The following is an 11,889-nucleotide window of genomic DNA, read 5'->3' on the forward strand; positions in this document are numbered from 1 at the left end:
CTTCCCCAGCAGCGTCGTGCAGGTGGTGCAGCGCGACGCCGTGGAGCGCCTGGACCTGACGCGCCTGCTGCTGGAGCCGGAGCTGCTGGCCTCGGTGCAGCCGGACGTGGGCCTCGTCGGCACCCTGCTGTCGCTGAACGGGGTGCTGCCGGAGCGGACCCGCGCCACGGCCCGGCAGGTGGTGGGTGCGGTGGTGGCGGAGGTGGAGCGGCGCGTCGCCCAGCGGACCCGCTCCGCGGTCGGCGGGGCGCTGGACCGCTCCTCCCGCACCCGCCGCCCGAAGCTGCGGGACCTGGACCTGGACCGGACGATCCGCGCGAACCTGGCGCACTACCTGCCCGAGCACCGCACCGTGGTGCCCGAGCGCCTCGTGGGCCGCGCCCGCCGGCAGCAGGTCCTGGCCCGCGACGTGGTGCTGGCGATCGACCAGTCCGGCTCGATGGCGGAGTCCGTCGTCCACGCCTCGGTGTTCGGCGCGGTGCTGGCCTCGATGCGGGCGCTGCGCACGTCGCTGGTGGTGTTCGACACGCAGGTCGTGGACCTGACCGAGCACCTCACCGACCCCGTCGACGTGCTGTTCGGCACCCAGCTGGGCGGCGGCACCGACATCAACCGGGCGATCGCGCACTGCCAGGGCCTCGTCACCCGGCCCGAGCAGACGCTGTTCGTGCTCGTCAGCGACCTGTACGAGGGCGGGGTGCGGGAGGAGATGCTGCAGCGGGTGGCGGCGATGACGTCGGCGGGCGTGCAGGTGGTGGTGCTGCTGGCCCTGTCGGACTCGGGGGCGCCGGCGTACGACCGGGACAACGCCGCCGCCCTGGCGGCGCTGGGGGTTCCGGCGTTCGCCTGCACGCCGGACGCGTTCCCGGACCTGCTGGCGGTGGCGCTGGCGCGCGGGGACGTGGGGGCGTGGGCGGAGCGCACCCTCGGCGTCGCCGCGGCCCGGTGGGCCGCTGCGGGTGCCCGGTAGGCCGCGACGGGTGCCCGGTGCCGGTCAGCCCTCCAGCACGGCCCACCCCCGGGCGGGCAGCCGGACGGTGCCGCCGGCGAGGTGGCCGGTGCCGCAGGCGGGCCTGCGGGCGTCGGCGGCGGGCAGGGTGACGGCGTCGTCGTCGAGGTTGAGGGCGACGACGACCGCGGCGTCGGCGGTGGCGGTGCGCAGCACGGCCTGCCGGTTGTCCAGGTGGACGACGTCGGTGTGCGCGCGGACCAGCCAGGGGTGGCGCCGGCGCAGCGCGACGAGCTGGCGGTGCACGCGCAGCACCCCGGCGGCGGCCGGGTCGAGCGCGGCGGGGTCGGGGGGCCGCGGCGGGAACGGCGGGCGCACGGCGTCGTCCCCGCCCGGGCGCTGCTCCTTGACGCCGGTGAACGCGAACTCGTCGCCGGCGTAGACGCTGGGCACCCCGGCGACGGTGAACAGCACCGCCAGCGCGTGCGGCAGCAGGTCGGCGCCGACGGCGGAGGCGATGCGGGTGACGTCGTGGTTGCCGACGAACGTGGAGGGCACGAAGGTCGCCAGCAGCGCGTCGTGGCGCTGCAGGGCGTGGGCCAGCTCGTAGAGGTTGCGGTCGGCGATGCCGTGCCAGATGCCCTGCCACAGCTCGTACTGCGTCAGGGAGTCCAGGGTGGAGGCGCGCACGATGCCGGCCGCGTCGCCGTGGATGACCTCGCCGGTGAACCAGGCGTCGGGGTGGGCGCGGCGCACGGCGGGCAGCACGCGCGCCCAGAAGGCCGGCTCGACCGCGTAGGCGGCGTCCAGCCGCCAGCCGTCGGCGCCCCGCCGCAGCCAGTGGTCCATCACCCGGGTCACGAGGTCCGCGACGGCGGGTGAGCGGTGGTCCAGGGCGACGAGGGACTCGTGGCCCTCGAAGACGTCCGCGCGCAGCGGCTGCCCGGGGGACCAGCCGCGCCAGTCGACGCGGAACATCCCCGCGGTGGCCGCCGCCGGGCCCTCGGCCTCCAGGAGCCGGAACGCGGGGTGGTCGCGACCGACGTGGTTGAACACCCCGTCCAGCAGCACCCGCACGCCCCGCTCGCGGGCGGCGGCGACGAGGTGGTCGAAGTCGGCGTCGTCGCCCAGCCGCGGGTCGATGCGGAGGTGGTCGACGGTGTCGTAGCCGTGCGTCTGCGAGGCGAACACCGGCCCCAGCGCGATGCCGTTGAGCCCGAGGTCCACGACGTGGTCGAGCCACGCCTCCACCTGCGGCAGCCGGTGCACCACGGCCTGGGTGTCGTCGGCGCCGCCGGGCCGCACCGGGGCGCCGGTGAAGCCCAGCGGGTACAGGTGCCACCACATCACGTGCTCGTGCCAGGCGCTCACGCTCCCCATCCTGCCGGGGCACGCGGATCGTGCCCGCCGGGCGCCCCGGCCGCCGCCGGGGTGCAGCCGGCCCACCCCGGCGACAGGATGCCCGGGAGACGTGCGCGAGGAGGCAGCGATGGATCTGACCGCGACCACGACGGTGCTCGCACCACCGGAGGAGGTCTACGCGTTCTGGCGGCGCCTGGAGGTGCTGCCGCAGTTCATGGCGCACCTGGAGCAGGTGCGCACCACGGGTGAGCGGACGAGCCGCTGGCGGGCCAGCGCACCGTTCGGCCGGAGCGTGGAGTGGGACGCCGAGGTCGTCGACGACGTGCCCGGCGAGCGGATCACCTGGACCAGCGTCGGCGACGCCGACGTCCGCAACGAGGGGACGGTGCGGTTCACCCCGGCCCCCGGCGACCGCGGCACCGAGGTCCGCGTGACGCTGCGCTACGACCTGCCGGGCGGCGTGCTCGCGCAGGCGGTGGCGAAGTACTTCGGCGAGGACCCCCACCAGCAGCTCGACGACGACCTGCGCCGCCTCAAGCAGGTGCTGGAGACCGGCGAGGTCGTGCGCTCCGACGGCGCCCCCGGCGGCAAGCGGGCCCGCGGGGAGTTCCCCCAGCACGCCGCCCAGCCGCTGACCCGGGAGGAGCTGGCCGAGCTGCGCCGCGAGGAGGTGCCCGCGTGAGGGCCGTCGTCTGGAAGGGCCGCAACTCCGTCGCCGTGGAGGAGGTGCCCGACCCCACCGTCCTCTCGGCCCGCGACGCGATCGTGCGGGTCACGTCCACCGCCATCTGCGGCTCGGACCTGCACCTCGTCGACGGGTACATCCCCTCCATGCAGGAGGGCGACGTCCTCGGTCACGAGTTCATGGGCGAGGTCGTCGAGGTCGGCCCGGGCGTGGACCCGGCGAAGCTGGCCGTCGGCGACCGCGTCGTGGTGCCGTTCCCCATCGCCTGCGGGGGCTGCGCCGCGTGCCGGGCGGGGCTGTGGTCGTGCTGCGAGAACAGCAACCCCAACGCCGGCATCGCGGAGAAGCTGTTCGGCCACCCCGTCGCGGGCATCTTCGGCTACTCCCACCTCACGGGCGGTTTCGCCGGGGGCCAGGCCGAGTACGTGCGGGTGCCCTTCGCCGACGTCGGTCCCCTCAAGGTGGGCCCGGAGCTCACCGACGAGCAGGTGCTGTTCCTCACGGACGTCCTGCCCACCGGGTGGATGGGCGCGGAGATGTGCGACATCTCCCCCGGTGACGTGGTGGCCGTCTGGGGTGCCGGCCCGGTGGGGCAGCTGGCCGCCGACAGCGCCCGCGTCCTGGGGGCGCACGAGGTGGTCGTCATCGACAAGGAGGACTACCGGCTGCGGATGGCCGCCGACGCCGGGCACCGCACGCTCGACTTCGAGGGCGTCGACGTGCGCTCGGCGCTGCTGGACATCACCGGCGGGCGCGGCCCGGACAGGTGCATCGACGCGGTGGGGGCCGAGGCCGTCCACGGCAGCCCGCACATCCACGCCTACGACCGGGTGAAGCAGGCGGTGCGCTCGGAGACGGAGCGCCCGCACGCCCTGCGCCAGGCCATCACCTGCTGCCGCTCCGGCGGGGTCGTCTCCGTCGTGGGCGTCTACGGCGGGATGATCGACAAGTTCCCCGCCGGCGCCTGGATGAACCGCTCGCTGACCCTGCGCACCGGGCAGACGCACGTGCACCGGTACCTGCGCCCGCTGCTGGAGCGCATCGAGCGCGGGGAGATCGACCCGACGCGCATCATCACCCACCGGATGCCGCTGACCGACGCGGTGCGCGGTTACGAGCTGTTCAAGACCAAGAGCGACGGCTGCGAGAAGGTCGTCCTGACACCCTGATGCGGCGTCGTCCCCGGGAACGACGGAAGGCCCGGACCTCTCGGTCCGGGCCTTCCGTCGTTGGTAGCGGGGGCAGGATTTGAACCTGCGGCCTCTGGGTTATGAGCCCAGCGAGCTACCGAGCTGCTCCACCCCGCGTCGCGTTGACAGGTGAAACACTACGCCATGGTGGACGGAGCACCAAATCCGGGTGCACCGCCCGGGATCCCGCGGCCCGGGGGCCGCGGGATCCCGCGACGTCACGGCGTGGTCGTCGACGTCGGCGGCGACGTCAGCCCCGTCGTCGCACCCGGGCTCGCAGATGCCGACGGCGTGGCACCCGGGGCCGGTGTGGCACCCGGGGCGGGGGTCGCCGCCTGCAGCTCCTGCTCCGCCGCCAGCGCTCGCTGCACCGCGTCCGCCAGCCGCTGCTGCGCCTCGCCGTAGGCGGTGAAGTCCCCGCCCTGCAGCGCCTCGGCGCTCGCGGTCACCGCGGCCTGGGCGTCCCGCAGCGCCTGCTGCAGCCGGGTCTGCGCGTCCTGGCCGCTCGTGCCGCCGCCGGTGCCCGGCTCGGTGCCCGGATCGACGGCCGAGTCACCGGCGTCGGCGCCGGAGTCGCCGCCGAACACCTGGTCCAGCGCCTCGTCGAGGGTGTCGGCGAAACCGACGCGGTCACCGAAGACCGCCACCACCTTGCGCAGCTGCGGGTACGTCGTGCCGGTGCGGCTCTGGCCGTAGATCGGCTCGACGTAGAGCAGGCCGCCGCCCACCGGCAGCGTCAGCAGGTTGCCGTAGAGGACCTCCGACTCCCCCTGCCCGAGCAGGCGCAGCTGGTCGGCCACGGTCGGGTTGGAGTTGATCGTCGCCTGCACCTGGCCCGGGCCGGCCACCGTCGTGTCCCGCGGCAGCTGCAGCAGCCGCAGCGTGCCGTAGCCCTCCCGCTTCTGCCCGGCGGTCGAGCCCGGGTCGGCGTCCACGGCCACGTAGCCGGTGAGCACGTTGCGCTGGTTGGTGCCCGTCTGGCGCGGGATGTAGGTCGAGGTCAGGCTGAAGGACGCGGCGTCCTGGTTGGGCATCTGCAGGGTCAGGTAGTAGGGCGGCTCGGCCTGCCCCTCCGCCCCGCCGGCCGCCGTGGTGGCCGTGGCCGTGGGGTCGTTCGGCACCTGCCAGAAGTCCTGCTGGGTGTAGAACGCCTGCGGGTCGGTGACGTGGTAGCGGCCCAGGACGTCGCGCTGCACCTTGAAGAGGTCCTGCGGGTAGCGCAGGTGCGACATGAGCTCGCCGCTGATCTCCGACAGGGGCTTCACCGTGCCGGGGAACGCCTTGCGCCACGCCTTGAGCAGCGGCTCGTCCTCGTCCCACGCGTAGAGCGTCACCGTGCCGTCGTAGGCGTCCACGGTGGCCTTCACCGAGTTGCGGACGTAGTTCACCGTGCGGTCCTGCAGCGCCTGCACGCTCGTGGCGGTGCCGGTGCGGGCGTCGGAGGTGGCGTCGCGCAGCTCCGTCGTCGCCGAGTACGGGTAGTCCGCGGTCGTGGTGTAGCCGTCGACGATCCACACGACCCGGCCGTCGACGACCGCCGGGTAGGGGTCGCCGTCCGGGGTCAGCCACGGCGCGACCGCCTCGACCCGCTGCCGCGGCGAGCGGTCGTACATGATCCGGGACTCGGCGTTCACCCGGTCGGAGAGGATGATGTTCTGGTCGGTGAACTTCAGCGCGTACATCGCCTTGCGGAAGAACGAGCCGATCGGCACGCCGCCGTCACCGGCGTAGGTGGTGCGCGCGTAGCCCTCCGCGGACTCGTTGGGGTAGTCCAGCTCCGTGGGCGCCGCCGAGGCGGGCGCCCCGACGATCGAGTAGAGCGGGGACTGCTCGCCGAAGTAGATCCGCGGCTCGTACGCGCCGATGTCCGCCCCCACCTCGCCGGCCAGGTCGCCCTCGAAGAACACCGGCCGCCCGTCGTCGGTGCGCTGGTTGCCGTAGGCGGCGACGACGCCGTAGCCGTGGGTGTAGACGGTGTGCTCGTTGATCCAGCTGCGCTGGCTCTGGTTGAGGCCGGACAGCGAGATCTCCCGCGCCGCGATGACGGTGTCCTGCTCCTGGCCGTCGAGCGCGTAGCGGTCCACGTCGAGGGCGTCGGGGAAGGCGTAGTAGGGCCGCACCTGCTGCAGCTGCCGGTACGCCGGGCTCACGAGGGCGGGGTCGAGCAGCCGGATGCCGGGGATGGTGTCGGCGTCCCCCCGCAGGCCCTGGGCCGTCGGTGTCGTCTCCGCGTCGTACGGGACGACCTCCGCGTCCGCGATGTCGTATGCCGCGCGGGTGGCCTCGATGTTGCGTTGCAGGTAGTCCGCCTCGCGGGTGGCCGCCGAGGGCTGCACCCGGAAGCGCTGCACGGCGGCCGGGTAGATGCCGCCGACGGCGATGGCGCTGACGACGAGCAGCGCGGTGCCGGTGGCCGGCAGCCGCCAGGAGGCACCCGCGGCGGCCGCGATGAAGAGCAGCGCCACGACGATCGAGACGACCGTGAGGATGGCCTTGGCCGGCAGCACGGCGTTGACGTCGGTGTAGCTGGGGCCGACGACGCCCACGCCGCGGATGGAGACGTTGGCCGACTCGCTCGTCATGAGCTCGTAGCGGTCCAGCCAGTAGCCGACGCCGCGCAGCAGGAGGAACGCCGCGCCGAGCAGGGCCAGGTGGATGCGCGCCTCCTTCGTGGTGCGCGGGCCACCGCCGGACAGCCGCAGCCCCCCGTACAGGTAGTGCGTCGCCAGCGCCGCGACGCCCGCGAGGACGACGACGGCGGACAGGAAGCTCACGACGAACTGCACCCAGGGCAGCGTGAAGACGTAGAAGCCGTAGTCGAGGCCGAACTGCGGGTCCTCCTGCCCCCACCGCACCCGGTTCCACCACAGCATCGCCGTCTGCCACTGCGCCGAGGCCACGCTGGCGCCGAAGAGGCCGGCCGCCACGGACAGCACGACGGTCACCAGCCGGCGCAGCGGCTCCAGCGACTCCCGGTAGCGGTCCAGGCCCGCCTGCTCGGTGGAGATGGGGGCGTAGATCGGCCGGGCCCGGTAGGCCAGCGACAGCGTGCCGCCGACCGCGACCGCCATCAGGAGGCCGCCGACGGCGAACAGGCCCAGCTGCAGCCACAGCTTGCGGGTGAAGACCCCGAGGAAGCCGAGCTGCTGGAACCACCAGACGTCGGTGAGGATGCGGGCGCCGACGAGCACGGCCACCAGGACGGCGACGAGCACGGCCACCGTCGGGGCCAGGGGCCCGCGGCGACGGCGCCGCAGGACGGGACGGTTGGCTGGTCCGCGCGACTCGAAGCTCACGACACCGCAACTTACAAGCCGCCGCAGGAGTGCCCGACACGACGGCATGCAACCGTTCGGTCACGACCGGTCGGTGACCGACCCGGCGGCGGTTGCACACCGTCACCTGATCTTCACAGGGGTGACTGCGGGGTGTCGGCGCGACGTGCCACCATTCCCCGGTGACCGATTCCACGACCGTCCCCGCGCCCGCGCCGACGTCGACCGCGACGTTGTGGCAGACCGTGGCGGAGATCGAGCGGCACGTCGCCACCGACGGCTGGGGAGCACCGGTCCGCCTCTTCGCGCTCGTCCGCACGGCCGAGGCGCTGCGTCGCGACCCCGCCCTCGCCGACCGCCTGCCCGCCGACGTCGTGGCCGCCGCCGAGGCCGACCCCGCGCACCTGACCTCCGTCGAGCAGGACGGGCTGCCCGCCGTCGTCGACCTCGACGACCTGCTGGGCCAGCTCGCCTGGCCGGAGGCCGTCGACGGCGCCGCCGTCGTCGTGGAGCGGGTGCTCGTGCCGCCGGACGCCGAGGTCGAGGTGCGCGCCAGCGCACCGGCCGACGACGAGGCGCGGCTGGCGGCCCTGGCCGCGCACCCGCTCGCGGAAGACGTCCGGATCGCCGTCGGCGTGCTGCGCGACGGGCGCTCCGAGTGCGTCGTGCGCAGCCGCTCCAAGGACCGCGACACCGACGTGGCGACCGGCGCCACGCTCGTGCCCGGGCTCGTCTCGGCGCTGCAGGCCACCTTCAGCGGCTGAGCGGCCCCGCCCGCCGGCAGCCCGCTCAGCCGGGGCAGCTCGGCAGGTCGGCGCTCTCCCCGCGGCCGATGGCCTCCACCGCCAGCCGCGCCTCGTGCAGGGTGCGCACGGGCACCAGCCGCACGCCGGCGGGTACCTGCCCGCGCACCTCCGGGCACTCCGCCGCCGGCGCCAGGAAGTAGTCCGCACCCGCTGCCTGCGCCCCCAGCACCTTCTGGCGCAGGCCGCCGATGACCCCGACCTGCCCGTCGGCGTCGATGGAGCCGGTGCCGGCGATGCGCTCGCCGCCGGTCATCTCCCCCGGCGTCAGCTGGTCGACGATGGCCAGCGCGAACATCGTGCCCGCGCTCGGGCCGATCACGTCGGCCAGGCGCACCTCGATGTCGACGGGCAGGTCGTAGGTCGACAGCGTCACGCCGAGGCGCGGGCGGCCGTCCTCGCCGGCGCTGGTGCGCACCGGCACGACGAGGTCCTCGTCGTCGCGGCGCACCCCCACGGCCAGCTCCTGCCCGACCTCGGCGGCGGCCACCTGCGCGCGCAGCGCGGCGACGTCGTCCACGGCCGTGCCGTCGACGGAGGTGATGACGTCCCCGCGGCGCAGCCCGTCGTCGGCGGCGTCGGCGTCGGCGTCGGCGGTGTCGGCGAGCGTGTCGGCGACGGTGAGGCCGGTGGGCACCTCGATGCCGAGCTCCCGCAGGGCGGCCACCTTCGCGGCCTCCTGCGAGCCGGTCATCTCCGCCTGGCCCTCCTCCTCCGCCTCGTCGGCGCTCTGCCCCTGCGGGTACAGCTGCTCCCGGCGCAGCAGCGAGGTGCTCGGCTCGCGCCACGCCCACAGCAGCTCAGCCACCGTCAGCGGCGAGGACGGCCCGCCCTGCACGGAGACCGTCGTGAGGTCGAGGGCGCCGGAGGTGGGGTACGTCGGCAGGCCGGTGATGCTGATGACGGGCTCGCCGTCCTGCTCCCCCAGCGTGTCGCGCACCGGGCCCGGGCTCAGCGCCGCGTACGGCACCGGCAGCAGGGAGACGAGCGCCAGCAGCGCCACGAGCAGCAGACCGGACCCGGCGAGCAGCGCGCCGCGCGGACCGGGAGCGCGGGCCGGCACCGGGCCGGTGGCGGGATCGCCGGCGGGATCGGTGGCGGGGTCCGTCCCGGCGTCCATCGGGGCAGCGTAGGTGACCGCCCTGTGGCGCACCCGGGAAGCGCCCCGGGGACGGCCACCGCGTGCTGCGGCGCGACGGGGACAGCGGCCATCATGGGGACGACGGCCCCGGCGGGGAACCGGCCCGGGGTCGCCGTCGGTTGAGCAGGCACCGGGCGGGACACTGCTCGGGAGACGGTGCGCAGCCGGGCCGCGGCAGCGACGCGACCCGCCGGGCCCGTCGCGGCGGCCGGCCCACCCGGCCGGCGCACCCACCGGTACCGCGAGCATCGGAGGACCCACCGTGGAGCAGCGAGGCGACGACGAGCAGGAGCGACCCGACGAGGGGCGTGACGAGAGCCGCGACGAGAGCCTCGGGGGCGAGCGCCCCGCCGGTGGCGCGCCGCAGCGGCAGGGCGGCTCCCAGCCGGGGTTCCGCCCGCCGGGCGCCGGCGGCACGGGTGGCACGGGCGGCACGGGCTCCTCCAGCGGCAACCCGCTGGAGGACCTCCTCGGGCCGCTGCTGGGCGGCGGCGCCTTCCCCGGCGGGCTGCCCGGTGGCGCCTTCCCCGGTGGCGCCTTCCCCGGCGGGCTGCCGGGTGGGCTGCCGGGTGGGCTGCCGAACATCCCCGGCTTCGACCCCTCGAACCTGGACCCGGCGCAGATGGGGCAGGTGCTCGCGCAGCTGCAGCGCTTCCTGTCCTCCGCCGGCGACTCCCCCGTCAACTCCGACCTCGCCCGCGACGTGGCGCGGCAGGCGGCCGCCGCGCAGGGCGACCCCAGCACCGGCGCCGCCGACCGCCGCGCCGTGGAGGACGCCCTGCGGGTGGCCGACCTGTGGCTGGACGGCGTGACGGACTTCGCCCCGGCCGGGTCCACCACGGAGGCGTGGAGCCGCGCCGAGTGGATCGAGCAGACCATGCCGGTGTGGAGCCGGCTCGTCGAGCCCGTCGCCACCACCCTGTCGGCGGCGGTGGCCGACGCGATGGCGACGCAGGCCCCCCCGGAGCTGGCCGCGATGATCGGCCCGGCCAGCGGGATGCTGCGCCAGGTCGGCAGCAGCATCTTCGGCATGCAGCTCGGCCAGGCGGTGGGCGCGCTGTCCGGGGAGGTGCTCAGCGCCACCGACATCGGCCTGCCGCTGGCCCCCGCCGGGCGGGCGGCGCTGCTGCCCGCCAACGTCGCCGCCTTCGCCGAGGGCCTGGAGATCCCCCTCGACGAGGTCCGCCGCTACCTGGCGCTGCGGGAGGCCGCCCACAACCGGCTCTTCGCGCACGTGCCGTGGCTGCGCGCCCACCTCGTCGGCGCGGTGGAGGCCTTCGCCCGCGGCATCCGCGTCGACGTCGAGCGCATCAGCGAGGCCGCCCGCGACGTCGACCCGACCAACCCCGAGTCGCTGCAGCAGGCGCTGGCCTCGGGCGTGTTCGAGCCGGAGAACACCCCCGAGCAGCAGGTGGCGCTGGACCGGCTGGAGTCGGCGCTGGCGCTCGTGGAGGGCTGGGTGGACCACGTCGTCGACGCCGCCGCCCGCCGTGCGCTGCCCCACGCCCCCGCCCTGCGCGAGACGATGCGCCGGCGGCGCGCCAGCGGCGGTCCCGCCGAGCACGCCCTCGGGGTGCTCGTCGGGCTGGAGCTGCGCCCCCGCCGGGCGCGGGAGGCGGCGGCCCTGTGGGCGCTGCTGGAGGAGCGCGGCGGCCGGGAGGCGCGCGACGCGGTGTGGGAGCACCCCGACCTGCTGCCGACGGCCGACGACCTGCGCGCGGCGGAGGGTTTCGTGACCCGCAGCACCTCGCCGCAGGGCGAGGGCGGGGGTGACGCGATGGACGCCGCGCTGGCCCAGCTGCTCGCCGACGCCGACGGCCCCGGCTCCGGCCCCGGCTCCGGCCCCGGCTCCGGCCCCGGCTCGGGTGAGGACGGACCCGACCAGCCCGGACCCGACCAGCCCCGGCCCCCGGCCCCGTGACGTGGCAGCCGGGCGCCGGCCTCGTCGCCGACGCCCGCGCCACCATCGCGGCGGCACCCGGCCGCACCCCGGAGGAGCGCTTCGAGCGCGCCGCCTGGGGGGCGCTGCTGCACCAGGTGGGCCCGGCGCTGCTCACCCGCGCCGCCGCGCCCGCCCACGTCACGGCCTCGGCGCTGCTGCTGACGCCGGACGGGACGCGGACCTGCCTGGTGCTGCACGGCCGGATGCAGCGCTGGGTCCAGCCGGGCGGTCACCTCGAACCGGGTGACGCGGGCCTGGCCGCCGCGGCCGCCCGCGAGCTGGCCGAGGAGACGGGGCTGGTGGCGGCGGTGCGAGCCGAACCCCTGGTGCTGTCCCGCCACCGGGCGCCGTGCCGGCCGGGCGAGGTCGACTGGCACCTGGACGTCCAGCACGTGGCCGTCGGCGCCGAGCGGGCGCCGGTCTGCAGCGCGGAGTCCGCCGCGGTGGCCTGGTGGGACGTGGGCGCGCTGCCGGTGGACGCCGCCCCCGGCGTCGCCGAGCTCGTGGTGCTGCCGGTGGCGGCCGTGCGCGCGCCCGGGAGC

General features: G+C 75.8%; 8 protein-coding genes, 1 tRNA gene and 1 pseudogene. 6 read left to right on the plus strand and 4 right to left on the minus strand.

Annotated elements, in window-relative coordinates; genetic code table 11:
• The coding region (locus ABEB16_RS17690; protein WP_345713535.1) for a VWA domain-containing protein at positions 1-970 on the plus strand (970 nt) is incomplete at its 5' end.
• Between the two features lie 24 nt (positions 971-994).
• On the opposite strand, the gene ABEB16_RS17695 is transcribed toward ABEB16_RS17690, so the two are convergent.
• Positions 995-2,320, minus strand: a complete 1,326-nt coding sequence (locus ABEB16_RS17695) for an alpha-amylase family glycosyl hydrolase (RefSeq protein ID WP_425560241.1) — start codon at positions 2,318-2,320, stop codon at positions 995-997.
• A 118-nt stretch (positions 2,321-2,438) separates the two neighbouring features.
• On the opposite strand from ABEB16_RS17695, the pseudogene ABEB16_RS17700 reads away from it, so the two are divergent.
• Both ABEB16_RS17700 and ABEB16_RS17705 read left to right on the plus strand, forming a co-directional pair.
• Positions 2,439-2,993 (plus strand): annotated as a pseudogene (locus ABEB16_RS17700) (SRPBCC family protein); the annotation flags it as partial.
• A complete protein-coding gene (locus tag ABEB16_RS17705) occupies positions 2,990-4,165 on the plus strand; it encodes a zinc-dependent alcohol dehydrogenase (RefSeq protein ID WP_345713538.1) in 1,176 nt (391 codons plus the stop codon). The pseudogene ABEB16_RS17700 and the gene ABEB16_RS17705, both read left to right, overlap by 4 nt.
• 61 nt (positions 4,166-4,226) lie before the next feature.
• On the opposite strand, the gene ABEB16_RS17710 is transcribed toward ABEB16_RS17705, so the two are convergent.
• A tRNA-Met gene (locus tag ABEB16_RS17710) sits at positions 4,227-4,303 on the minus strand.
• 101 nt (positions 4,304-4,404) lie between these two features.
• Positions 4,405-7,482, minus strand: a complete 3,078-nt coding sequence (locus ABEB16_RS17715) for a UPF0182 family membrane protein (RefSeq protein ID WP_345713539.1) — start codon at positions 7,480-7,482, stop codon at positions 4,405-4,407.
• Between the two features lie 161 nt (positions 7,483-7,643).
• On the opposite strand from ABEB16_RS17715, the gene ABEB16_RS17720 reads away from it, so the two are divergent.
• Positions 7,644-8,225 (plus strand): PPA1309 family protein, encoded by a 582-nt coding sequence (locus ABEB16_RS17720; RefSeq protein ID WP_345713540.1) that lies wholly within the window; start codon positions 7,644-7,646, stop codon positions 8,223-8,225.
• A 25-nt stretch (positions 8,226-8,250) separates the two neighbouring features.
• Here ABEB16_RS17720 and ABEB16_RS17725 read toward each other — a convergent pair whose 3' ends face one another.
• Positions 8,251-9,384, minus strand: coding sequence for a YlbL family protein (locus tag ABEB16_RS17725; protein WP_345713541.1), 1,134 nt, complete (start codon positions 9,382-9,384; stop codon positions 8,251-8,253).
• A gap of 283 nt (positions 9,385-9,667) precedes the next feature.
• Here ABEB16_RS17725 and ABEB16_RS17730 point away from each other — a divergent pair, with 283 nt between their 5' ends.
• Complete coding sequence (locus ABEB16_RS17730; protein WP_345713542.1) at positions 9,668-11,326, plus strand: zinc-dependent metalloprotease; 1,659 nt, start codon at positions 9,668-9,670, stop codon at positions 11,324-11,326.
• Positions 11,323-11,889: NUDIX domain-containing protein (locus ABEB16_RS17735; protein ID WP_345713543.1), on the plus strand; the 567-nt coding region annotated here is incomplete at its 3' end. The genes ABEB16_RS17730 and ABEB16_RS17735, both read left to right, overlap by 4 nt.

The sequence above is a fragment of the Kineococcus glutinatus genome (assembly GCF_039542765.1).
Taxonomy (GTDB): domain Bacteria; phylum Actinomycetota; class Actinomycetes; order Actinomycetales; family Kineococcaceae; genus Kineococcus_A; species Kineococcus_A glutinatus.